The organism is Psychrobacillus glaciei (assembly GCF_008973485.1).
Classification (GTDB): Bacteria; Bacillota; Bacilli; order Bacillales_A; family Planococcaceae; genus Psychrobacillus; species Psychrobacillus glaciei.
In genome coordinates this window covers 2,925,175-2,949,218 of sequence record NZ_CP031223.1, presented here as the reverse complement: position 1 = coordinate 2,949,218, position 24,044 = coordinate 2,925,175, and the positions used below count along the sequence as shown (strand labels likewise).

At 36.5% G+C, this 24,044-nt stretch carries 28 protein-coding genes and 1 riboswitch; of the genes, 24 read left to right on the top strand and 4 right to left on the bottom strand.

Features of this window, described 5'->3' with window-relative positions:
- Positions 1 to 265 precede the first annotated feature (265 nt).
- From PB01_RS13870 to PB01_RS13775, 20 genes are all read left to right on the top strand, one after another.
- Complete coding sequence (locus PB01_RS13870) at positions 266 to 628, top strand: arsenate reductase family protein (RefSeq protein WP_151700746.1); 363 nt, start codon at positions 266 to 268, stop codon at positions 626 to 628.
- A 72-nt stretch (positions 629 to 700) separates the two neighbouring features.
- Positions 701 to 1,081 carry a glycine cleavage system protein GcvH gene (gene gcvH / locus PB01_RS13865; RefSeq protein WP_151700745.1) on the top strand — a complete coding sequence of 127 codons (381 nt, stop codon included), beginning with the start codon at positions 701 to 703 and terminating at the stop codon, positions 1,079 to 1,081.
- A 386-nt stretch (positions 1,082 to 1,467) separates the two neighbouring features.
- Positions 1,468 to 1,683: a hypothetical protein gene (locus PB01_RS13860; protein WP_151700744.1), complete on the top strand. Its 216-nt coding sequence runs from the start codon at positions 1,468 to 1,470 to the stop codon at positions 1,681 to 1,683.
- 619 nt (positions 1,684 to 2,302) lie between these two features.
- Complete coding sequence (locus PB01_RS13855; RefSeq protein WP_151700743.1) at positions 2,303 to 2,647, top strand: toprim domain-containing protein; 345 nt, start codon at positions 2,303 to 2,305, stop codon at positions 2,645 to 2,647.
- A gap of 4 nt (positions 2,648 to 2,651) precedes the next feature.
- Complete coding sequence (locus tag PB01_RS13850; protein WP_318837462.1) at positions 2,652 to 2,969, top strand: thioredoxin family protein; 318 nt, start codon at positions 2,652 to 2,654, stop codon at positions 2,967 to 2,969.
- Between the two features lie 49 nt (positions 2,970 to 3,018).
- A riboswitch (SAM riboswitch) is annotated at positions 3,019 to 3,123 on the top strand.
- Between the two features lie 87 nt (positions 3,124 to 3,210).
- Complete coding sequence (locus tag PB01_RS13845; RefSeq protein WP_151700741.1) at positions 3,211 to 4,236, top strand: methionine ABC transporter ATP-binding protein; 1,026 nt, start codon at positions 3,211 to 3,213, stop codon at positions 4,234 to 4,236.
- Positions 4,229 to 4,897, top strand: coding sequence for a methionine ABC transporter permease (locus PB01_RS13840; protein WP_151700740.1), 669 nt, complete (start codon positions 4,229 to 4,231; stop codon positions 4,895 to 4,897). The genes PB01_RS13845 and PB01_RS13840 overlap by 8 nt, the downstream gene beginning before the upstream one ends.
- Before the next feature lie 61 nt (positions 4,898 to 4,958).
- Positions 4,959 to 5,783: a MetQ/NlpA family ABC transporter substrate-binding protein gene (locus PB01_RS13835; protein WP_151700739.1), complete on the top strand. Its 825-nt coding sequence runs from the start codon at positions 4,959 to 4,961 to the stop codon at positions 5,781 to 5,783.
- A gap of 114 nt (positions 5,784 to 5,897) precedes the next feature.
- On the top strand, positions 5,898 to 6,857 hold the full coding sequence (locus PB01_RS13830; RefSeq protein ID WP_151700738.1) for an NERD domain-containing protein: 960 nt from the start codon (positions 5,898 to 5,900) through the stop codon (positions 6,855 to 6,857).
- A gap of 1,150 nt (positions 6,858 to 8,007) precedes the next feature.
- Positions 8,008 to 8,787: a Fe-S cluster assembly ATPase SufC gene (gene sufC, locus PB01_RS13825; protein ID WP_151700737.1), complete on the top strand. Its 780-nt coding sequence runs from the start codon at positions 8,008 to 8,010 to the stop codon at positions 8,785 to 8,787.
- An 18-nt stretch (positions 8,788 to 8,805) separates the two neighbouring features.
- Positions 8,806 to 10,113 (top strand): Fe-S cluster assembly protein SufD, encoded by a 1,308-nt coding sequence (gene sufD / locus PB01_RS13820; protein WP_151700736.1) that lies wholly within the window; start codon positions 8,806 to 8,808, stop codon positions 10,111 to 10,113.
- Entirely contained in the window at positions 10,113 to 11,342 is a 1,230-nt protein-coding gene (locus PB01_RS13815; RefSeq protein WP_151700735.1) for a cysteine desulfurase, read from the top strand. Before sufD ends, PB01_RS13815 begins: the two co-directional genes overlap by 1 nt.
- Positions 11,332 to 11,766: a Fe-S cluster assembly sulfur transfer protein SufU gene (gene sufU / locus PB01_RS13810; protein ID WP_151700734.1), complete on the top strand. Its 435-nt coding sequence runs from the start codon at positions 11,332 to 11,334 to the stop codon at positions 11,764 to 11,766. The genes PB01_RS13815 and sufU overlap by 11 nt, the downstream gene beginning before the upstream one ends.
- Before the next feature lie 21 nt (positions 11,767 to 11,787).
- Entirely contained in the window at positions 11,788 to 13,185 is a 1,398-nt protein-coding gene (gene sufB, locus PB01_RS13805) for a Fe-S cluster assembly protein SufB (RefSeq protein ID WP_151700733.1), read from the top strand.
- Between the two features lie 160 nt (positions 13,186 to 13,345).
- On the top strand, positions 13,346 to 14,197 hold the full coding sequence (locus tag PB01_RS13800) for a DUF72 domain-containing protein (RefSeq protein ID WP_151700732.1): 852 nt from the start codon (positions 13,346 to 13,348) through the stop codon (positions 14,195 to 14,197).
- Positions 14,197 to 15,015 (top strand): sulfite exporter TauE/SafE family protein, encoded by an 819-nt coding sequence (locus PB01_RS13795; RefSeq protein WP_151700731.1) that lies wholly within the window; start codon positions 14,197 to 14,199, stop codon positions 15,013 to 15,015. The genes PB01_RS13800 and PB01_RS13795 overlap by 1 nt, the downstream gene beginning before the upstream one ends.
- Positions 15,016 to 15,035: 20 nt before the next feature.
- Positions 15,036 to 16,394 carry a bifunctional metallophosphatase/5'-nucleotidase gene (locus tag PB01_RS13790; protein ID WP_151700730.1) on the top strand — a complete coding sequence of 453 codons (1,359 nt, stop codon included), beginning with the start codon at positions 15,036 to 15,038 and terminating at the stop codon, positions 16,392 to 16,394.
- A gap of 101 nt (positions 16,395 to 16,495) precedes the next feature.
- The gene (yunB, locus tag PB01_RS13785) at positions 16,496 to 17,209 is read left to right on the top strand and encodes a sporulation protein YunB (protein WP_225986035.1); all 714 of its coding nucleotides are present in this window, start codon (positions 16,496 to 16,498) and stop codon (positions 17,207 to 17,209) included.
- Positions 17,210 to 17,344: 135 nt separating this feature from the next.
- Positions 17,345 to 18,280 (top strand): lipoyl synthase, encoded by a 936-nt coding sequence (lipA, locus tag PB01_RS13780; RefSeq protein ID WP_151700728.1) that lies wholly within the window; start codon positions 17,345 to 17,347, stop codon positions 18,278 to 18,280.
- A gap of 14 nt (positions 18,281 to 18,294) precedes the next feature.
- The gene (locus tag PB01_RS13775; protein WP_151702061.1) at positions 18,295 to 18,636 is read left to right on the top strand and encodes a YutD family protein; all 342 of its coding nucleotides are present in this window, start codon (positions 18,295 to 18,297) and stop codon (positions 18,634 to 18,636) included.
- A gap of 741 nt (positions 18,637 to 19,377) precedes the next feature.
- Here the strand turns inward: PB01_RS13775 and PB01_RS13770 are convergent.
- The gene (locus PB01_RS13770) at positions 19,378 to 19,644 is read right to left on the bottom strand and encodes a DUF3055 domain-containing protein (protein ID WP_151700727.1); all 267 of its coding nucleotides are present in this window, start codon (positions 19,642 to 19,644) and stop codon (positions 19,378 to 19,380) included.
- 85 nt (positions 19,645 to 19,729) lie between these two features.
- On the opposite strand from PB01_RS13770, the gene PB01_RS13765 reads away from it, so the two are divergent.
- Both PB01_RS13765 and PB01_RS13760 read left to right on the top strand, forming a co-directional pair.
- Positions 19,730 to 20,191, top strand: coding sequence for a DUF86 domain-containing protein (locus PB01_RS13765; protein ID WP_151700726.1), 462 nt, complete (start codon positions 19,730 to 19,732; stop codon positions 20,189 to 20,191).
- Complete coding sequence (locus PB01_RS13760) at positions 20,178 to 20,942, top strand: TIGR01457 family HAD-type hydrolase (protein WP_151700725.1); 765 nt, start codon at positions 20,178 to 20,180, stop codon at positions 20,940 to 20,942. The genes PB01_RS13765 and PB01_RS13760 overlap by 14 nt, the downstream gene beginning before the upstream one ends.
- Positions 20,943 to 20,970: 28 nt before the next feature.
- On the opposite strand, the gene PB01_RS13755 is transcribed toward PB01_RS13760, so the two are convergent.
- Positions 20,971 to 21,207, bottom strand: a complete 237-nt coding sequence (locus PB01_RS13755) for a YuzB family protein (RefSeq protein ID WP_151702060.1) — start codon at positions 21,205 to 21,207, stop codon at positions 20,971 to 20,973.
- Positions 21,208 to 21,334: 127 nt separating this feature from the next.
- Here PB01_RS13755 and PB01_RS13750 point away from each other — a divergent pair, with 127 nt between their 5' ends.
- Positions 21,335 to 22,402: an NAD(P)/FAD-dependent oxidoreductase gene (locus PB01_RS13750; RefSeq protein ID WP_151700724.1), complete on the top strand. Its 1,068-nt coding sequence runs from the start codon at positions 21,335 to 21,337 to the stop codon at positions 22,400 to 22,402.
- A 132-nt stretch (positions 22,403 to 22,534) separates the two neighbouring features.
- Here the strand turns inward: PB01_RS13750 and PB01_RS13745 are convergent, their stop codons facing one another.
- On the bottom strand, positions 22,535 to 22,867 hold the full coding sequence (locus PB01_RS13745; RefSeq protein WP_151700723.1) for a YuzD family protein: 333 nt from the start codon (positions 22,865 to 22,867) through the stop codon (positions 22,535 to 22,537).
- Positions 22,868 to 22,950: 83 nt separating this feature from the next.
- On the opposite strand from PB01_RS13745, the gene PB01_RS13740 reads away from it, so the two are divergent.
- The gene (locus tag PB01_RS13740) at positions 22,951 to 23,184 is read left to right on the top strand and encodes a NifU family protein (protein ID WP_151700722.1); all 234 of its coding nucleotides are present in this window, start codon (positions 22,951 to 22,953) and stop codon (positions 23,182 to 23,184) included.
- Positions 23,185 to 23,338: 154 nt separating this feature from the next.
- Here PB01_RS13740 and PB01_RS13735 read toward each other — a convergent pair whose 3' ends face one another.
- The gene (locus PB01_RS13735) at positions 23,339 to 24,034 is read right to left on the bottom strand and encodes a DUF2225 domain-containing protein (RefSeq protein WP_151700721.1); all 696 of its coding nucleotides are present in this window, start codon (positions 24,032 to 24,034) and stop codon (positions 23,339 to 23,341) included.
- Positions 24,035 to 24,044: the final 10 nt, after the last annotated feature.

Here is a 24,044-nt window from a genome sequence, read left to right as displayed (position 1 = left end):
TCCGTCACAAGATTACCGAAAAAAAATGGATCGTGAAGTGACGCAGTCACTTCACGATCCATTACTCTAACTGTAATAGTGTAGCAAATGTTTCGTCCAAAGCACTCTAGAAATAGAGAAGACAAAATGCACTTAAAGGACGCTAGCGTTTTTCTTCCCATTGTAAGCCAGCAATGGTCAAAACCATGTGCTCCTGCGCGAAGCTCGTCGCATAATACTATTACCATGGTATTATGATATGATAAAAAGAAAAAAGGTGAGAGATATGACGATTCAATTTTTTGGATATCCAAAGTGTAGTACATGCAATAAGGCCAGTAAATGGCTAAGAGATAATGGTGTTGAATTTGAAAATAATCATATTGTTGAAACACCTCCTTCAAAAAAAATGATCAAAGAGATTCTAGCTACAACTAAAATAGATTTAAAAAAATTGTTTAATACGAGTGGTACAAAATATCGTGAATTGCAATTGAAAGACAAGCTTCCAAATATGACAGAAATAGAACAAATTGAAACTCTTTCCTCTGATGGGATGCTAATCAAAAGACCACTTGTGTTTGATGGAGAACATTTAACGCTAGGATTCAAGGAAGAAGAGTTTGAACATATTTGGAAAAGCATATAAAGTAGCTTGTTTTTACAATGAAAATATGTGAATATTATAAATGAATGTATAACAAATTGAGAGGGGTATATCATGACAACACCTAAAGACTTAAAATACTCAGAAGAGCACGAATGGGTTAAAACAGAAGACGGTAAAGTTCGCATTGGTATTACACATTTTGCACAATCAGAATTAGGGGATATCGTATTTGTAGAGCTTCCACAAGTTGGAGACGATATTAAATCCGGAGACCCATTTGGTAGTGTAGAATCAGTAAAAACTGTATCAGAACTTTACGCACCTATTAGTGGTAAGGTAGTAGAAGTGAACTCAGAGTTAGAAGATAGCCCTGAATTTGTAAACGAATCTCCGTATGAAAATGCATGGATGATCGTTGTAGAACCTTCTAATTTATCAGAAATGGATGAACTATTATCCGCAGAACAATATGACGAATTGATTCAAGAATAATAAAGTAATCGCCGATCCATTCGGAATTACTTGATCAAATAATAGACATCCAATTGATAGTCAATTGGATGTCTATTTTTTTGGTTTTAACGACGGTTTATGGGCTTATAGAAATCAAAGGAGTTTTATAGCAAAGATTAACGGGCATATAGCACTACTTTAGGGGTGGATGGACTTGGTATGGGCTTATGCCATCCGTTTATGGGCGGATAGCTTCGCTTTACGGGGTTATGGAAATGGTCTGGGCACATGACATCCTTTAACGGGTGGATAGCCTCGCTTTACGGGAATATAGCATTGCTTTAGGGGTGGATGGAATTGGTCTGGGCACATGACATCCTTTAAAGGGTGGATAGCCTCGCTTTACGGGAATATAGCGCTGCTTTATGGGTTTATGGAATTGGTATGGGCTTATGCCATCCGTTTACGGGCGGATAGCTTCACTTTACGGGCATATAGCACTACTTTATGGGTTTATGGAATTGGTATGGGCACAAGACATCCTTTTACGGGTGGATAGCCTCGCTTTACGGGAATATAGCATTGCTTTAGGGGTGGATGGAATTGGTATGGGCTTATGCCATCCGTTTACGGGTGGATAGCCTCGCTTTACGGGAATATAGCGCTGCTTTATGGGTTTATGGAATTGGTATGGGCTTATGCCATCTGTTTATGGGCGGATAGCCTCGCTTTACGGGAATATAGCGCTGCTTTATGGGTGGATGGAATTGGTATGGGCTTATGCCATCCGTTTACGGGCGGATAGCTTCACTTTACGGGCATATAGCGCTGCTTTAGGGTTGGATGGTTTTGGTATGGGCATATGCCATCCGTTTATGGGCGGATAGCTTCACTTTACGGGCATATAGCGCTGCTTTAGGGTTGGATGGAATTGGTATGGGCTTATGCCATCCGTTTACGGGCGGATAGCTTCACTTTACGGGCATATAGCGCTGCTTTATGGGTTTATGGAATTGGTATGGGCTTATGCCATCCGTTTACGGGCGGATAGCTTCGCTTTACGGGCATATAGCATTGCTTTAGGGTTGGATGGAATTGGTATGGGCATATGCCATCCGTTTATGGGCGTATAGCAATATTTTATGGGTTTATGGACATCGGTGGTGCTAATGGAAAATATAATAGTTTGAGGCAATCGAGTTGATATAATGCGGCACTTTTTCATATACTAATGGAGAGTATGGAATAGGGTGGGAGCTAATGGAGTTCATTGATATAGTAATTCTTGTTGAAGGAAGATCAGATAAGCTAAGACTTTTAACTGTTCTTGCGGAAGCCCCTGAAATTATTTGTACAAATGGTACTATATCAAATGTGAAACTAGAAGAGCTGTTAAGTCCGTTTGAGGATGTACCGATTTATGCATTTTTGGATGCGGATAAATCAGGTGAACAAATTCGCTCCGTAGTAAGAAAAGAATTTCCAGAAGCCATTCATTTATATATTAATCCAATGTATGGTGAAGTAGAAAAAACCCCGCTCAAAGTTTTGGCTTCTATCTTGCAACGTGTTAATATTAAAGTGAAAAAAGAATTTTTAATCTAGGATGATGCATGTGAATGAATGGACGCGAGTAGAATGGGAGCAAGCTAAAAATACCCCTGGCCTTTCTCTTTTATATATATACACGCCAATGTGTGGCACTTGCCAAGTAGCTTCTAAGATGATGCTCGTTATAAAGGAATTGGTGCAGTATCCAATTGGTCAAGGGAATATAAACTTTTTAGGAAATCTTGCAATTGATTATGAGATTGAGAGTGTTCCATGTTTATTAATCACTAAGAATGGTAAAGTTCATGATAAGATATACGCATTTCAGTCAGTACCTTATTTATTTGAAAAAATAAAAAGTGTTGACGAGGAATGAGTGCCGTGATAGAATACGATTTACTAAGAACAATAATTAAATAGTGTCGCTCTTATTAAGAGAGGTGGAGGGAAGTGCCCTATGAAGCCCGGCAACCGTCATGAAAATGAAATGGTGCCAAGTCACGCAAAGCAATTGCTTTGGGAAATGAGAGAATGGATGACTGTTATTTTTTATGATAACGTACACCCCTTCTGCTCTTTTGCAGAAGGGGTTTTTTTATTAGAAAAGGAGGATTTGCATGATTAGCTTAAAAAATGTTTCGAAAAAGTTTAGTACGAAACAAGGAACAATTGTCGCCGTGGATGATGTAAATCTGGACATAAAAAAAGGTGAAATATTCGGGATTATAGGGTATAGTGGCGCTGGTAAAAGTACAATGATCCGATTATTGAATGGATTAGAAAAGCCGACTTCTGGACAAATAATCGTAAATAATAAAGAAATTACTTCCATAAATGAAGAGAAGCTACGTCAAGTAAGGCAAAAAGTAAGTATGATCTTCCAACATTTTAATCTTTTATGGTCAAGAACGGTTGCAGAAAATATTTCCTTCCCGCTTGAAATAGCAGGGATATCTAAAGTAGAACGGTTTGCCCGGGTGAAGGAACTACTTGAACTAGTTGGTTTGGATGGGCGAGGAGACTATTATCCATCTCAATTATCAGGTGGTCAGAAGCAACGAGTTGGTATTGCTAGAGCATTGGCAAATCGTCCAGAAGTGCTGCTTTGCGATGAAGCAACATCTGCACTTGATCCGGAAACGACTGATTCGATTTTAGATTTATTGGTAAGTATTAATGAAAAATTGGGGTTAACAATCGTCTTGATTACTCATGAAATGCAAGTCATTCAAAAAATTTGTAACAGGGTAGCGGTAATGGAAAATGGTCTTGTCGTAGAAGAGGGAGATGTTTTAGAAGTTTTCCAAAATCCTCAGCAAGCCATCACTAAGCGATTTGTTTCACAGGTCTCCGAAACGAACCAAGCGAAACAGACGATACAAAACTTGGGAGAGTTATATCCAAATGGGAAGTTGATAAAACTTGTTTTTGTTGGAGATCAAACAGAGCAACCAATCCTCTCCAGATTAATAAAGCAATTCGATCTTGAAGTAAATATTGTGCAAGGTAATATATCGCATACGAAAAGCGGAGCATATGGAACACTAATTCTTCAATTAGACGGTGATGCTAAAGCGATTGATGAAGGAATTCGATTCATACACGAACAAAAAGTAAATACAGAGGTGATCAACAATGATTAATACGCTTTTTCCTAATGTTGATTGGCCAAAGATGTGGGATGCTGCACTAGAAACACTTTATATGACAGCTATATCAACTTTACTAACATTTGTTATTGGGTTGGCACTCGGTCTTATTTTATTTTTAACTAGTCCACATCAAGCATGGTCCAATAAGTTGGCTAACTGGCTTACAGGATCAGTTGTGAATATATTCCGCTCCATTCCATTTATTATTTTAATTATTTTACTGATTCCTTTAACAAAATTTATGGTCGGTACAATACGTGGTCCCAATGCTGCATTTCCAGCGCTTGTTATAGGAGCAGCACCGTTTTATGCACGAATGGTATTAATTGGACTTCGAGAGATTGACAAAGGTGTTTTAGAAGCAGCCAAATCGATGGGGGCAAAAACTTCTACTATTATATGGAAGGTTTTATTGCCAGAATCGTTGCCATCTTTAGTTTCTGGTATTACCGTTACCTGTATTTCGTTAGTAGGGTATACAGCGATGGCGGGCATTATAGGTGCTGGTGGTCTTGGTACCCTAGCGTTTTTAGATGGATTTCAACGCACTAGAGGGGATGTTACCCTAGTTGCAACCATTCTTATTTTGATTGTGGTATTTATTATTCAATGGATTGGCGATTTCATTACGTCTAGAATTGATAAAAGATAATTGGTGTTAACGAGTTTACTCGATCAGATACATTAAAAAGATAAAAAGGGGAGAATATGAAATGAAAAAGTTATTAGTAGGAGCATTATTAGCAGTAAGTTTATTAGCTTTAGCTGCTTGTGGTACAAAAGATAGTAGTAATGGCGCGGAAGAAAATACTAAATTAGTAGTAGGAGCTTCTAATGTTCCTCATGCAGAAATTCTAGAGCAAGTAAAACCAATACTAGCGAAGGAAGGTATTGACCTTAAAATTGAAACATACCAAGACTATATCTTACCAAACAAAGATCTAGAATCGAAAGAATTGGATGCTAATTACTTCCAACACATTCCTTATTTAGAGTCTCAAATTAAAGACAATGGCTATGATTTTGTTAACGCAGGTGGCATTCATATTGAACCAATCGGTGTTTACTCAAAAAAATATAAATCACTAGAAGAGTTACCTGAAGGCGCTACTATTATTATGAGTAACTCTGTTGCGGACCACGGTCGTATTTTATCTTTATTAGAAGCAAAAGGTTTGATTAAACTTAAAGATGGTATTGATAAAACGACAGCGGAAGTTAAAGACGTTGTTGAAAATCCTAAAAATTTAAAGTTTGACGCAAATTATGAAGCAGCCCTTTTAGTTCAGCTTTATGAAAACGGTGAAGGCGACGCAGTTCTTATCAACTCTAACTATGCAATTGATGCTGGACTAAACCCAATTAAAGATTCAATCGCGTTAGAAGATAAAGAATCTCCATATGTTAATATTATCGCAGTTCGTAAAGGCGATGAAAATAAACCAGCAATTAAGAAACTTGTAGAAGCTTTGAAATCAAAAGAGATTCAAGATTTCATCCTTGAGAAATGGAATGGAGCAGTCGTTCCGGTGAAATAATCAAGCAGAAGTAGGCATGGAAATCGTGCCTACTTCTTTTATTTTGGTGAAAAACCATATATTAATAGATTTAATAAATTATTCATGCTATTCTGATTTGGAGGTGGTGAAGAATTGATTGCTAAAATTTATACAAATTCTATTCATATGGAAGCAATGGAAAAACTATTAAAACGATTACCTCCAGAGCATCGACTATATGTAAAGATTCTGAACGAAATTGGTGCAACAAAAGGAGGTGATTTTGGGGAAGAAATTGTATATAAAGAACTGGAAAAAATGCAACTGCCGTTTAAATATTATGTGTTTCACAAATTGTTACTGTATGCGGAGAATGCGTTCGAACTGGATTTTTTACTAATCACTCCCTTTGGTGCAGTTATTTTAGAAGTCAAAAATATTATTGGCGAGTTAGAGTTCCAAGAGAATCCATCTCAGCTCATCCAACGAAAAGAAACAGGGGAAATAAAAAAATACCCTTGCCCCGCTCACCAACTAAACGAATACAAATACCAACTTTCACAATTTTTCATGGACCATAATATTTTAGTTCCAATCTTCGGTGCTGTTGTATTCGCATCCCGAAATAGTTTTGTGAAATCTTCTACTGACAAAGCAATAATACTTAATAAGAACGAAGTCAGGCCATACCTTCGACAATTTCAAAAACAAAAACCCACAATTACAATGGAAGAAATTGAAAAAATGAAAGATGTTCTTCTAATGAAAAATACCCCATTTGCTAAATTCCCACTAACAAAACATTATTCCATACAACCAGAAGAACTTAGAAAAGGTGTTGAATGTAGTAAATGCGGTTTTATCGGTATGAATAAACGCAAACGCACATGGCATTGTCCGGCTTGCAAGACTAACGATCTCTTTGCATATAAGAATGCACTAACTACCTATTTTTGGTTGTATAAAGATTCTATCACCAATAAAGAATGTAGAGAATTTCTACTTTTAAACAATAGGTATGAAGCCAAACATATTCTTTCCAACTCTGATCTAATAAAACACGGCAATAACAAATGTACTATTTATAAAATGAAAAAGCCTTTCATCCACTAAATGAAGGGCTTTTATATGGAAAATAAATTAACTGTGGATAACTGATTTTACACAACACCTACACAAATGCAAGTGCACCTAAAAAGAAGCTATATGCCCCTAAAGAGAGTCCATCTGCTCCAAAATGAATCCCGTATGCCCCTACCAAATGCAAGTGCACCTAAACAGATGCTATATGCTCCTAAAGAGAGTCCATCTGCTCCAAAAGGAATCCTGTATGCCCCTACACAAATGCAAGTGCACCTAAAAAGAAGCTATATGCCCCTAAAGAGAGTCCATCTGCTCCAAAATGAATCCCGTATGCCCCTACACAAATGCAAGTGCACCTAAACAGATGCTATATGCCCCTAAAGAGAGTCCATCTGCTCCAAAAGGAATCCTGTATGCCCCTACCAAATACAAGTGCACCTAAACAGATGCTATATGCCCCTAAAGAGAGCCCATCCGCTCCAAAATGAATCCCGTATGCCCCTGCCAAAAGACTGCATCTATTCCTTTTATGTTTATGTTAGGAATAACGATGATTTCAGCTCATGGTGTTACTGGTGATGGAGCATTAGCAACCATAGTAGTTAAATTTTCTTCCAAAAAATAAGGTTTGTCATGCTTTCAAATGGGTAGACTAATAGAGTAGTTGTTTTAAAATGTGAAAGGAATGATTCATTATTAGTTCGGAAGAGTTGCCTTATACAGGACAAATGGAACACGCGTTTAGGGGAGTTCACGGATTCGGGTATGCTGAATTACGAAACAGCCAAGATTTACGTTTGAAGGTTGAACAACGAAGACAGCTAGATCATGAGAAGAGTGTCCAACTAGTCGCGAAAATTTATGCACAAGCCTTTAGAGGATAATATAATAGAAAAGAAGAATCCATGGAGAAATGTATCTCTATGGATTTTTTTGTTGAAAAATAAATACATAGTGAAATTGATTCTCATTTAGGTAATGTTATTGAAAATATAGGTGGATTATTTTTTTGTATGAAGTTCAGGTGAAAGAGTATAGAAAGCATGAAATACAATCGTTTTTCATTCTAAATGAGAAAGTATTTCAAAAGATTTGCATGGCAGTAGACTTTGGGTTAAGATTAGAATGATAATAAATTAGAATGGATTACCATTCATAGTTACCTAATGGAGGTTATTAAATGTCAACTTTAGTGATTAAGGATTTACACGTTGCTATCGACGGTAAAGAGATTTTAAAGGGTCTTAATTTAACAATTAATACAAATGAAATTCACGCGGTTATGGGTCCGAATGGTACTGGTAAATCAACTTTAGCGTCTGCTATTATGGGGCATCCTAAATATGAAGTTACTTCTGGTTCAATTGAATTGGACGGTGCAGACGTATTAGAAATGGCAGTAGACGAACGTGCTCAAGCGGGTCTATTTTTAGCAATGCAATATCCAAGTGAAATTACTGGAGTAACAAATGCGGACTTCTTACGTTCTGCTATTAACTCACGTCGCGAAGAAGGCGATGAGATTTCATTAATGAAGTTCATTCGCGAACTTGATAGCAAAATGGAATTTTTAGAAATGGACTTGGATATGGCTCAACGCTATTTAAATGAAGGATTCTCTGGTGGAGAAAAGAAACGTAACGAAATTCTTCAATTAATGATGTTAAAACCAAAATTCGCTATTTTAGATGAAATTGACTCTGGTCTAGATATCGATGCACTTAAAGTTGTTTCTAAAGGTATCAATGAAATGCGTGGAGAAGGATTCGGAAGCTTAGTAATCACTCACTACCAACGCCTGCTTAACTACATAACTCCTGATCATGTACATGTAATGATGCAAGGGCGTGTTGTTAAATCTGGAGGTCCTGAGCTTGCTCAAAAATTAGAAGCACAAGGATATGACTGGATTAAAGTTGAATTAGGAATTGAAGACGAGACAGTTGGACAAGAAGCATAAGAAAGGGGACGAATCAGCATGACGGTTGAAACAAAATTGGCATTAACCGAGCAGAATATCCGCTCCTTTTCAGAAAGTAAACAAGAACCAAGTTGGATGACGGAACTTCGTCTAAAAGCACTAGGTGAGCTTGAAACACTTCCAATGCCAAATCCAGATAAAACAAAAATTATAAATTGGAATTTCACTGAATTTCCTACACATACTGTAGAAAGCAATGTTTTCTCTTCTTTAGATGAATTACCTGAAGAATTAAAAACAATTGTAAATGCAGAAGAACAAAAAAATATATACATTCAACACAATAACACTCCAGCTTTTGTTTCCTTATCAGAAGATTTAAAAGCACAAGGTGTTATTTTTACCGATATTTACACTGCTATGCGTGAACATAGTGAGCTTGTTCAAAAATACTTTATGACTGATGGTGTAAAAGTTAACGAACATAAGCTTACGGCACTTCATGCAGCACTTTTAAACGGTGGAGTATTTGTATATGTACCGAAAAATGTAGTAGTAGAAGAGCCGATTCAAGTTATTTATTTGCATGATAACGAAAATGCATCTCTTTTCAACCATACATTATTAGTTGCAGATGAAAATAGTGTTGTCACATATGTGGAAAACTATTTATCGACCGTAGAACATGCAAACGGTTTAGCAAATATTGTTTCTGAAGTAATTGCTAAAGACAATGCAAAGATAACTTTTGGTACAGTAGACGTTCTAGCAGAAGGTTTTACTACTTATGTAAACCGCCGTGGAGTTACAGCGCGAGATGCTGTTCTTGAATGGGCACTTGGAATGATGAATGACAGCGATACAATTTCTGAAAATGTAACTCATTTAGTTGGTGACAATTCAGAAGGACATGTAAAAATGGTTGTTGTCGGTCGCGGGAAACAAAAACAAAATTTTACAACAAAAGTTATTCATTGGGGCAAGCATACCAACGGTCAAATTTTGAAACACGGTGTAATGAAAGATGAAGCATCTTCAATTTTCAATGGTATCGGGAAGATTGAATTCGGAGCAACGAAATCCAATGCAGAGCAAGAATCTCGTGTTCTAATGTTAAGCGAAAAAGCACGTGGAGATGCAAACCCGATTCTTTTAATCGATGAAGATGATGTAACAGCAGGTCATGCAGCTTCTGTAGGCCGAGTAGATCCACTTCAGTTGTACTATTTAATGAGCCGTGGTATTTCTAAGCATGAAGCAGAGCGTCTGGTTATTCACGGATTCCTTGCTCCAGTTGTAAACGAACTACCGATCGAAGGCGTGAAGAAACAGCTGACGGAGGTTATTGAAAGGAAAGTTCGCTAATGCTCAGTAAAGAGATTCGACGCTATTTTCCCATATTAAACCAAGAGATTAATGGACATCCACTTGTTTATTTAGATAGTGGTGCCACTTCTCAAAAACCCGTTCAAGTGATTGATGCGATCAAAAAGTATTATGAATTTGATAACTCGAATGTACATCGCGGTGTGCATACTCTTGGTAACCGTGCGACGGAAGGTTATGAAGGAGCACGTGAAAAGGTTCGGAAATTTATCAATGCTAAATCTACAAAAGAAATAATATTCACTCGTGGAACAACTACTTCTATCAATACAGTTGCAAGAAGCTACGGGCTGGCAAATGTAAAAGAAGGCGATGAAATTGTTATTACGCATATGGAGCACCATTCCAATATTATTCCTTGGCAACAACTTGCAAAGGAAACAGGTGCTACGCTTAAATATATTGACCTAGAAGAAGATGGAACACTATCTCTAGAAAAAGTAAGGGCGACCATAACAGATAAGACAAAAATCGTTTCAATTGTTTACGTGTCAAATGTATTAGGTACGATGAACCCAATTAAAGAAATTACGCAAATTGCGCATGAGCATGGAGCTATAATGGTTGTGGACGGTGCACAAGCCGCACCACATTTAAAACTGGATGTTCAAAATTTAGATTGTGATTTTCTTGCGTTTTCAGGACATAAAATGTGCGGTCCTACTGGTATTGGTGTACTTTACGGAAAACAAGCATTGCTGGAAGAAATGGAACCGATTGAATTTGGTGGGGAAATGATTGACTTTGTAGGTTTATATGAATCTACATGGAAAGAACTTCCGTGGAAATTCGAAGGTGGAACGCCTATAATTGCAGGTGCCATTGGACTTGGAGCAGCGATTGATTTCTTAGAAGAAATTGGACTAGAGGAAATTGAAAAGCATGAACATGAACTAGCCGCTTTAGCGATGGATAAAATGTCCACAATTGAAGGTTTAACAATTTATGGACCTAAAGATCCATCTAAACGAGCGGGAATTGTAACATTTAATTTAGATGATGTGCATCCACATGATGTTGCAACTGTACTTGATATGAATGGAATTGCTGTCCGGGCAGGTCATCATTGTGCACAACCACTGATGAAATGGTTACAATGTAATTCAACTGCGAGAGCAAGTTTTTATATTTATAATACAGAAGAAGATATTGACCAACTAGTTGCTGGATTGCGCACTGCAAAGGAGTATTTTAGCGATGTCTTCTAATTTAGATCAACTATATAGACGAGTAATTATGGATCATTATAAAAATCCTCGGAACAAAGGTAGCATTGAGGATGGTGCTTTAACAATTGATATGAATAACCCAACTTGCGGAGATCGCATTCATTTAACACTTCAAGTGGAAGATGGCGTAATCCAAAATGCAAAGTTTGATGGGGAAGGTTGTTCCATTTCGATGGCATCCGCATCTATGATGACTCAAGCAGTAAAAGGAAAGAAAGTAGAAGAGGCTTTAAAGCTTTCTACGGTTTTCTCAGAAATGATGTTAGGGAAAGAACATGATGAGTCTATCGACCTTGACGATATAGAAGCATTAAATGGTGTTTCTAAATTTCCAGCACGTATTAAATGTGCAACTCTTGCTTGGAAAGCCATGGAAAAAGGCGTTTCCGAAGAAGAGAAATAATAGAAGAACGGAGGAAATACGATGGCAAAAAAAATGCCTGAAATTGGTGATTACAAATATGGTTTCCACGACAAAGACGTATCCATTTTCCGTTCAAAACGTGGGTTAACGAAAGAAATTGTGGAAGAAATTTCACGTATGAAAAATGAGCCCCAATGGATGTTAGATTATCGCTTAAAAGCGTTAGAAATTTTCTATTCTAAACCTATGCCACAATGGGGTGGAGATTTTGGTTCATTAAGCTTTGATGAAATTACGTACTATGTAAAACCTTCACAAGGAACCGAGAAATCATGGGATGAAGTGCCAGAGGAAATCAAAGCAACATTTGATAAGCTTGGTATTCCAGAAGCGGAACAAAAATATCTTGCAGGTGTTTCTGCGCAGTATGAATCAGAAGTGGTTTACCACAATATGAAACAAGAGCTTCAAGATTTAGGTATCGTATTTAAAGATACGGATTCAGCTTTACGTGAAAATGAAGACATTTTCAAGAAACACTGGGGAACTGTAATTCCTTCTTCTGATAATAAGTTCTCTGCACTAAACTCAGCGGTATGGTCAGGTGGGTCATTTATCTACGTACCACCAGGTGTGAAAGTGGATACACCACTTCAAGCGTACTTCCGTATTAACTCAGAAAATATGGGTCAATTCGAACGTACACTAATCATTGTTGACGAAGGCGCTTCTGTACATTATGTAGAAGGTTGTACAGCTCCTGTTTATACAACAAACTCACTTCATAGTGCAGTTGTTGAGATCATTATTAAAAAAGATGCTTATTGCCGATATACAACGATCCAAAACTGGGCAAACAACGTATATAACTTAGTTACTAAACGTGCAGTTTGTGATGCTAACGCAACAATGGAATGGATTGATGGAAATATTGGGTCGAAATTAACAATGAAATATCCAGCAGTTATCCTTAAAGGTGAAGGTGCTCGTGGTATGACACTTTCTATCGCAATCGCTGGTAAAGGCCAACACCAAGATGCTGGTGCAAAAATGATGCATTTAGCTCCAAATACTTCTTCAACGATTGTATCGAAATCAATTTCGAAACAAGGTGGAAAAGTAACGTACCGCGGTATCGTTCATTTTGGACGTAAAGCAACTGGTGCTCGTGCTAACATTGAATGTGATACATTAATTATGGATAATTTGTCGACTTCCGATACAATTCCTTACAACGAAATCTTGAATGATAATATTTCTCTTGAGCATGAAGCGAAAGTTTCAAAAGTTTCAGAAGAACAATTATTCTACTTGATGAGTCGTGGGCTAAGTGAAGAAGAAGCAACTGAAATGATCGTAATGGGCTTCATCGAGCCATTCACAAAAGAACTTCCGATGGAATATGCGGTTGAGATGAATAGATTAATTAAATTCGAAATGGAAGGCTCTATCGGTTAATTCGATAACCTTTATGATGAAGGCAACAGGATGAAATAACATTCATCCCTGTTGCCTTTTTATTTTTCCTAAAAAGGATTACGGGTTTGAAGAAGTTCATTTTTTGTCACTTAAACTAAGATAATGATATGATATATTGTATAAACAGTGGGGTGATTAGATGATTAAGGTGGGTTTAACGGGATGGGGAGATCATCCGGATTTATATACTTCCTCTCCAAAACAGAAGCTTCAGGATTATACCTCCCATTTTCCAGTAGTAGAGCTAGATGCTTCTTTTTATGCGATCCAGCCAATAAAAAATACACATAAATGGCTAAAAGAAACACCGGATAATTTTCAATTTGTGGTTAAAGCATTTCAAGGAATTACCGGTCATCTTCGCACAGAGTCTCCATTTGATTCTATAAATGAGATGTTCCAAATTTATCGGGAATCCATTCAACCTTATAAAGAGCATGGAAAACTATCTATGGTTTTAGTGCAATTTCCACCATGGTTTAAATGTGAAAAGGAAAATGTAGATTATATAATGAGAGTAAGAGAAGAACTGAGAGATTTCGAAGTTGCAATTGAGTTCCGTCACCAGTCATGGTATGCTCCTGATTTTAAACATCAAACAGTTCAATTTTTAAGAGAACATCAATTTCATCATACGGTTTGTGATGAACCACAAGTCGGAAAAGGGTGTGTTCCTCTAGTTCCTATTACTACTTCAAACAAGGTTTTATTTCGATTACATGGACGAAATACATATGGATGGATTAATCCAGGAAATAACGTAAATTGGCGAGACGTTCGCTATCTATATGATTATAATAAAGAAGAACTAACCGTAATTCAAAAGGTTTGCGAGCAATTGCATAAGCAAGCAGATGAAGTGGTGGTTTTATTTAATAATAATTCAGGAGGGCATTCAGCCAAAAATGCAAACACTTTTAAAAAAATGCTTGGCATTGAATTTGAAGGTTTGGCTCCAAAGCAACTAGACTTATTTGAAGGTGGGATTTAATGGAGTGGGTAGTACTTGTAGCGGCGGGTCTTTTCTCGGGGATAGTAGGGGCATTAGTAGGTTTAGGTGGCGGTGTAATTTTAGTTCCAGCAGTTTTGTTTTTTGGTACAACACTTGGATTAATTCCAAATATTACTCCCCAGAGCGTAGTTGGACTATCTGTAGTGATGATGATTTTCACGGGACTTTCTTCTACTCTTTCTTATACGAAAACAAAAACGGTAGATTTTAAAAGTGGATTTATCTTCTTTATTGGAAGTATACCTGGAACAATACTTGGCGCTTTTGTAAATAAAGGACTAGATCTACCATCCTTTAATTTATATTTTGGAATATTATTAATCATATTATCTACTCTTTTGCTTGTGCGAAAATATTTAAAACCTGTTAAGTGGTTTGTAGAAAACGGTAAAAAAAGAACATTTACAGATGATAGAGATACGTATGTATATGGTTATCCAATTTGGTTTGCGATAGTGTTAACATTTGGAGTTGGTTTTGCCTCAGGTCTATTTGGCATTGGTGGAGGATCTATCATTGTTCCTGCTATGATATTATTATTTCTATTTCCTCCACATGTTGCAATTGCAACGTCTATGTTTATGGTATTTTTATCTTCTATTATCAATTCCATCACACATATTTCATTAGGGAATGTTCCCTGGCTTTATACGATTCCTGTTATTCCAGCAGCATATATTGGCGCAAAATTTGGTGCAAGTTTGAATAAAAAGCTCAACTCAGAGACACTAGTGATTGCGCTCCGTATCGTATTGCTTCTATTAGGAGTCCGTTCTATAATAGCTGGACTTATGTAAAATAAAAAGGTGGGAGCATGTTGAGAGAAACAATTCAAATTTATCATACGAATGATTTGCATAGTCACTTAGAAAACTGGTCAACAATTCATCAGTTTCTCTCTGAAAGAAGAGCGATGCATGATACTTGCCTTATTTTAGACATCGGTGATCATATAGATCGATCAAATATTTTCACTGAAGGTACACTAGGTAGAGGGAATGTTGAGTTGTTGAATGCAGCTAGTTATGATTATGTGACAATTGGCAATAACGAGGGAATAACTTTAAGTCATGAGGAATTAGAAAACCTCTACAATGATGCGAGTTTTGAGGTCGTTGTATCCAATTTTACAGATCAAAATGGGGCAATTCCATCATGGATGTTACCCTATAAAATCCATGAAACTCCTTCTGGTATACGAATTGGAATTATAGCTGCAACAGCAGATTTTGGCATTTATTATGAAAAGTTGGGATGGCATATTCAAGAGCCGATCAATCGATTAAAAGAAGTTTGTGAGAAAATGGAGAATAAAGTGGATATTATCCTGTGTATGTCCCATTTAGGGATTTCGCAAGACGAATTAATTTCCAAACAAATTCCCCAAATTGATGTTATTTTTGGTTCACATACACACCACTTTTTTGAAGAAGGAAAAATGGTAAATGGAACACTACAAGCCGCTGCGGGTAAGTACGGGGCATATGTAGGTAATGTTATGTTCGATTATGACCATAGCTGTAAACGAATTATCTCTAAAAAGGCAACCCTACATCCAGTAGAGGATCTTCATAAACCTGCAAATGATTTAGAGCAATTGGAAACATGGAAGCGGATTGGGGAGAACAAATTAGCTACCATACTCTTTCAAAACTCTATATTGTTAAAGAAAGATTGGTTTCATTCCTCCAATATGTCCGATTTCTTTGGTGAAGCGTTATTAGCATTTACAGGGGCTGATTGTGCGATGTTTCCTGCTGGGATTTTTTTAACGGATTTACCGAAAGGAAATATTACCGCTAGTGATTTACATAAACTTTTACCTCATCCAATAAATCCATGCGTTGTCACGCTAACTGGAGCAGAATTATTAGAAATGATTCAGCTATCCAAAAACGAAAAATGGCCACTTCTCGAAGTAAAAGGTTTAGGATTTAGAGGAAAATATTTGGGGGCAATGCAATTTGTAGATTTAACGGAACAAGAAAATGGTGACGTTTATGTAAAAGGAGAAATTTTAAAACATGAAAAGACGTATGCACTTGCAACATTAGATATGTTTACTTTTGGTTATTTTTTTCCTGCATTTAAATTTGCAAACAAACAATATTTTATGCCAGAATTCATACGAGATGTGATGAAGTGGTATGGAAAACAACAAGAATCTAAAAGGTAATTCACATAAAAAATCCTTCCGTTACATATAAGTAATTAGGGGGATTTTTTCTGTTTTATAGGAAAAAGAAACGTTTCATATTTTTTACGAATCAGCGTAAATTGGCCATTTTTTTGACTTTTTTTATACTTTCCATTGCGGGTGTATTATATTGGGTCAATGGTAGATTAACTCCTACTTTCCTTCAATACGCGGAAATTCAAACAACTAAAATAGCTTCAATGGTCATTAGCAAAGCGGTTAATGAGAACTCAAAAATTGTATTAGATGTAAATGATATTATGGATGAGGTTCCGTCTGGTAGCAAAAATATGCAGACTATGAAGTTTAATACAGATGTCATTACTAAAAAACTATCCGAAACGAATAGCTTGGTGCAATATCATTTAGAACAAGCAGAAAAAGGAAACTTATCTAGTTTGCCTTACCTAGATGATATTGAATATGATGAGCATGCAATGGAAGATAAAGGTGGAGTGGTGTTTTATGTTCCATTGGCGGAAGCAACTAATATTCCGCTTATTGGTAACTTAGGTCCGAAAATTCCCATAAGATTTCATGTAATAGGAAATGTACAATCTACGGTAGAATCGAGCATTACTGAGTTTGGGATTAACAGTGCCTTAGTTGAAATAAACATTCGAATAAAAGTAAATGTCCAAATTATAGTCCCACTCGCAAGTAAAATGAGTGAAGTTGAGCAAACAATTCCAGTGGCAATGGGATTAGTCCAAGGGCAGGTTCCAAATTTTTATACGAAAGGAGAGGGGATCCGTCCTTCAGTGGAAATACCTAATACAACTCCAAACAATTAAGTAGGGTATTTAATATACCCTACTTTTCTATGTGAAAACTAGGTATTCAAGGCATGATTAGGTTGTTTGAAATGAAATAATATGTTACATTGTCATCAGTGTAGTTAGTTTTTTTAGAATGGGGTCGAAAAAATAATGACATCGTGTAAACCAACAAAAAAAGAGCATCAACGTAAGCCTGATTGGTTAAAAATAAAGTTAAATACAAATGAAGACTATAAGGGTCTAAAAAAATTAATGCGTGAAAACAATTTACATACAGTTTGTGAAGAAGCAAGATGTCCAAATATTCACGAATGCTGGGGTTCACGTCGAACAGCTACTTTCATGATTCTTGGAGCAGTTTGTACGCGTGCATGTCGTTTTTGTGCAGTCAAAACAGGTCTTCCAACGGAGCTAGATTTAGCAGAACCAGAACGTGTGGCAGATTCTGTTGTTATTATGAACTTAAAGCATGTCGTCGTTACAGCAGTTGCTCGTGATGATCTAAAAGACGGCGGTTCCGAAGTATTTGCTGAAACGATTCGTGCCATTCGCCGGAAAAACCCATTTACTTCTATTGAAGTATTACCTTCTGATATGGGTGGAATAGAAAAGAATATCCGTAACATTATGGATGCGAAACCAGATATTTTGAATCATAATATTGAAACAGTTCGTCGTTTGACACCAAGAGTTCGTGCAAGAGCAAAATATGATCGGTCACTAGAGTTATTACGTCGTGCAAAAGAAATGCAACCAACTATTCCAACTAAGTCTTCTTTAATGTTAGGTTTAGGAGAAACGCATGAAGAAATATTAGAAGTAATGGATGACTTGCGTGCAAATAATGTAGACATAATGACTATTGGTCAGTATTTACAACCTTCGAAAAAACATTTACCAGTGTTAAAATATTATTCACCTGCTGAGTTTGGTGAATTACGTAAAATTGCAATGAGTAAAGGATTCTCACATTGTGAAGCTGGCCCTCTTGTAAGAAGTAGTTATCATGCAGATGAACAAGTAAATGCTGCAGCTAAACAAAGACAAGCACAAGGTGAGGAACAACTCGCTACTCAAAATAGCTAATGGATGGTGATGGAGTGATTATTGCTGAGGGATACACATATGAAGTCGTAGAGGATTACCGTGAAGCATTTAAAGAAGAAGCTTTTTTAGAAAGATATAGTGAAATATTATCTAAATACGACTATATTATGGGAGACTGGGGATACAATCAACTCCGATTAAAGGGCTTTTTTGAGGATCGAAATAATAAAGCTACATTTGACACAAAAATAAGTACAATGAAAGATTACTTATATGAGTATTGTAATTTTGGCTGCGCATATTTTTTAATAAAAAAAACAGGTGTAGCACCAAAAGTCGTACCGGTTGAAACAGATGACTTAGAACAAGAAAACCTTGAGCAGAATCAATTATGATCTGCTCAAGGTTTTTTAAAAAAAGATAAGAAAATTTATGGATTATCATCCTGCGAATCCAGTGTTCATAGTACTTTAAAGAATTAAATCATACCATGGATTTCCGTTTCAGGTGGACGCTTTCCGCGGGGTGAGCGATGAGCCATCACCGCCGCATTCGCGTCGCTTGTGATTGCTCATCTGTCTCACTAATCCCGCCGGAGTCGCCACCTTTCACTACAATCCATTAAGTGAGTAGTAACTAACAAGAAGGTTTTACTCCTGGCTATCGCTAAGAAGATAGAATTAGTTTAAGTAAACGTAATGATCAAGCCATCCTGTAATTATGGTTGAATTAGAGATGATATTTTTGTGCATCCGTATAACTTTCTAATGTTCATAGGATTTAAATGTCATCTATCTTACTAAGCGACTATAATTCGCTCCATACATATTAGTTGATTGGAGCGCAGGCGGCGACTTCTGCGGGAATAGCATGAGCAGAAGGCCCCGCAGGAACGCAGTGACGAGGAGACTGAAGCCGTGCCCGCGAAAAGCGTCCGCCGTAGCGGAAATCAGGCGGTATTTCTAAGTTACTCTTTTTAAAAGGACCATCTTTTTGCCCAGTTTTTCTTAGATATCTTCGCCTCTTCGTCAGTCACGATTCATAAAACTAACGGTAATAGTGTATATAATGTTTCTTCCAAAGCACTCAGGAAATAGTAAAGACAAAATGCTCTTAAAAGTCGTCTTTCGCTTTTCTTAATTTAATAATTCTCTCAAGTAATCTCTTAATTCCTCAGCCTCGACTTCGGTTCTATTATATATATGCTCTAGATAGCCTGGTTCTTCTAAATCATCTGGTCCTAATATGGCAGCTCGGCCATATTGGATATCCATCACGAGAACTTTCCCAAAAAAGCGAGAACTTTGCACAATAGCTAAATCATAGCGTTGAGAATCACCTGTAAATCCAACGAACCTTGTTTTTGTATCTTCTACATCATCATATAAGAAAAATCGTTCCACTTCATAACACTCCTTCCTACCCTTTAATTATGGTACTATAGAATAGAAGTTAATATCAACTGAACAAAAAATAGGAGGCATTTCGATGTATTTTGTGGATCGAAAAAAAATTAAAACGACTATTACTCATATGAACGCTTTAATTAAATTACTAGAAGAAAAAACAGACTGGAATCGAGATGAAGTATCTAAGCTAGCGCTTGAACGAATAGGTCAAAATATGATTGAGTCCATAATAGATATAGGTAATTCTATGATTGACGGTTTCATCATGCGAGATCCAGGTGGTTACGTTGATATTATCGACATTTTGACAGACGAAAAGGTTATAACAATAGAAATGGATACACCATTAAAAGAAGTAATTGATTATAGAAAAGTTCTTGTCCGTGATTTTCATTCTATCGATCATACGCAATTAGCACAGGTATTAGTTTCTAATCTTCCTTATTTAAAACAATTTCCGAAAATGGTGGAGAGTTATATAGAGAATGAATTAGGTCCTGTCTCGGCTTTTTTACCAGAGGATTCTAATGTTACCATATAAGGCCTATTGTTTAGATTTAGACGGCACCGTATATAAAGGGAAGACTCCAATAAAAGAAGCAATTGAATTTGTTCACTATTTACAAGGAAAAGGAATCGATCCTTTTTTTGTGACAAATAATTCTTCCATGACGCAAAAGCAATTTCAGCAAAAACTAGCGCAGATGGATGTCCATACAAGCGAAGACCATATTATCTCTTCATCTATTGCAGCTGCTAATTATATTGATGAACATTATCAAGGAAAGTCTGTGTTTATGATTGGAGAAAGTGGATTACAAGAAGCGCTAGACATGAAAAGAATTGACCGAACAGAAGAGATGGCTGATGTTGTTGTAATGGGAATCGATCATCACATCAATTATGAAAAACTTTCCAATGCTTGTCTTTCGGTTCGTGCAGGAGCAACATTTTTGTCAACAAATAGTGATCATGCATTCCCTAGTGAGAGGGGATTTCTGCCTGGAAATGGAGCTTTCACAAAACTAGTAGAACATTCTACCGGTGTGGAAGCACTATATATGGGGAAACCTCAACCGTTTATGTTAGAGCTTATTCAAAAAAAATATGGGTTTCATAAAGATGAAATGGTTATGATTGGTGATAATTATAAAACAGATATCTTAACTGGCATCCGTATGGGGATCGATACGGTCCATGTAAATAGTGGTGTAAATCGAACAGAGGATGTGCTGCAACAGTTGGAGAAACCAACCTATCTTCTGCAATCGTTAAGTGAATGGATAAAGTAAAAAGACTGCAGATTACTTTGCAGTCTTTTTAAAATAAAGGATTTTCTTCGATGTATTTATATATGTTTTTTACAAGTTCACTAGGCGTTTCTGCTTCCACAACTTCACCGTTGACAATGGCGAAAAAAGTTTCGGAACACAGCGAGCAATAACTTAAACAACCATAGTCTAATACATCTAAATTGGAATCTTGCTCCAAAATATCAAATGCTTCCTGAGAACCATTTGCAAGGTTGCTTATACAGAATTCAACCATTGGATTCATAGCTGTCACCTCATTACTCCGTCATGCTACTCTTTTTTTATTCATCCGTCAATTTAGAAGTCTTATTGTGAAAACCATCACAATCATTTATAATTTGAAGAGACATTGAAAGTTGAGGGAGAATATTATGCGAAAATTAGTATTGTTAGGTGGAGGATATGGTAATATGCGTGTTTTACTTCGTCTATTGCCAAACAATTTACCAGATGATGTAGAAATCACATTAATAGACCGAACACCATTTCATAGTTTGAAGACAGAATTTTATGCGTTGGCAGCTGGAACATCTCCAGATAATGAAATCCGTGTGGCATTTCCTGAAAACCAAAAATTAACGATTAAATATGGTGAAATTCTAGAAATTGATGTGGATAGTAAAGAAGTGTTATTAGCAGATGGACAATCAGTTCAATACGATGATTTAATAATTGGCCTTGGTTGTGAGGATAAATATCACGGAGTACCTGGTGCGGATGAATTTACGTATAGCATTCAAACCATTGGGCGTTCTCGTGATACTTATAGCAAGCTAGGTGGCTTACAATCAGGCTCTGTTGTTGGAATTGTTGGAGCTGGCTTAAGTGGAATTGAGCTTGCTAGTGAACTGCGTGAAAGTCGTCCAGATTTAAGAATTAAATTATTTGACCGCAGTCCTCGTGTATTAAGAGATTTTCCAGAGCGTTTGAGTAATTATGTAAAAAAATGGTTCGATTCAAATGATGTAGAAATTGTGAGTAACTCGAATATAACAAAAGTTGAAACGAACAAATTATACAATCATGAAGAAATTATTCCTGTGGATGTTGTCGTTTGGACAGCAGGGATTCAGCCAGCCGCACCAGTGCGCGCATTACCAGGCGAAAAAGATAGTTCTGGGCGTGTCATATTAACGCAATATCATGATTTACCGGGATACGAAAATGTATTCGTAGTAGGAGATTGTGCATCCCTTCCTTTTGCACCAAGTGCTCAACTCGCAGAAGAACAAGCAGAACAAATTGTGAAAGTATTACAAGCACGTTGGAAGAACACACCTCTTCCAGAAGTAATGCCAGAAATTAAGCTAAAAGGTTTCATGGGATCTCTTGGGAAGAAACAAGGTTTTGCTTATTTAGCAGATATTTCAGTAACAGGGCGTATTGCTAGACTGATGAAATCTGGATTGTTATGGATGTACAAGCGCCATAATGGATAAAAAAGCTTCGGAACGTTTATTTAATAAGCGTTTCGAAGCTTTTCTTTTTTTTGATTAAATGGTTAATCGATCAATAAGTAGTAATAATCGATCCATCAGAATCATACATCTATTAATCTATAGGTATTTTAATTATTCTACTTCACTAGTATACCCATACTTCTCAAGTGCTGCATATACTGGTTTTAATTGAATATAACCTTCACCAATTACTTCATCATTGATCATGACAAGTGGGTAGAAAAATTCGTCATCGGCAATTCGAGTGGCAATATCTTGCTGTTTTTCATTCTCAATTGGTTGTTCGATATCGATATAGGTAAATGTGATTTGGTGGTTTGGAAACTTTCGGTCGATAGCTGCTTGAAGCCATTCGTATGTATCCTTAGAGGATGGTGAATTTACACAGCTAGCGCACATGATGTCCGCTCCAAAAATTTCTATATTTAATGCTTGAGTGCCCATATTAGAAGATCTCCTTCGAATTCTTTATTGGATTTTTTTCTTACTTCACATTATAATGATTATAGTGAAAGGAGTCGATAGATATGACTGATACAATTAATGAACAAGTTCAAGAAGTTTTAGATAAATTACGCCCATTTTTACTACGTGATGGGGGAGACTGTGAACTTGTAGATATTGAAGATGGTATTGTAAAACTACGCCTTTTAGGAGCTTGCGGAAGCTGCCCAAGTTCAACCATTACTTTAAAAGCAGGTATTGAACGCGCATTACTGGAAGAAGTTCCAGGAATAATAGAAGTAGAACAAGTATTTTAATAAGAATTCGCAATGTATCTGTTTAAATGTGGCAGGCCAGTTTTGTTGCTTGGACAACTTTGTGCATGCGAAGGATTTGTATTTGCCCATTAAAGGTTTAATCTATACTGTTACCTTTTTTATAAGTAACATTTTATTTGATGAAAAAGAAGCCTTAACGAAGGGCTTCTTTTTCTTTACTTTCTCGAATTTCTTGCCAACGTTCTTTTGCCATTTCAATTACTTTTGGTTCAATAGAAGTACTTTGTTTTTCAATTACTTTAGAAAAGTAACGTGTGGCATATTCTATATCACCTATTTTTCTAGATAATTCAGCTATCAAATAGAGGACACGCGTTTCTGACATTTGTGTTCCGTTATAATCATCAGTTGTGTAGGAATCGGAATAACGATCACGTGCAATTTCCATGAATCGTTTTTCTTGATCTTCCTTATTTTGTAATCGATATAACCAAGCAGTCCGTAATGCTAGCCCAGCTAAATTGATAAATTTTTCTTTTTTTAGGGATCCACTATGAATGCCTAATTTATATGCCATAATTCCTTCTTCAATAGTCCTTTCATTTCCAAAAGAATGGGGTACCCATTTATTTGCAACTTCTTTTTGGATTATCTCTATCACTCCAGGGGTAAAGTATTTTGTGAAATCCTCTGTGAATGAAAAACCGCAATGCTCACAGACGAATACATTATAGAGAAGTGGATTTATTTCGTTGTTTTGGTAGATAGGTTGAAAGTCTGTTTCATTTGCTTCCACTTTAACAAACTTAGTTCGTACTTTTGTCGTTTTAAATTTCTTTTTACAATGTAAGCATTCCATATCTTTTTGATAATAAGGAGATAATTCCATTATTAAACCT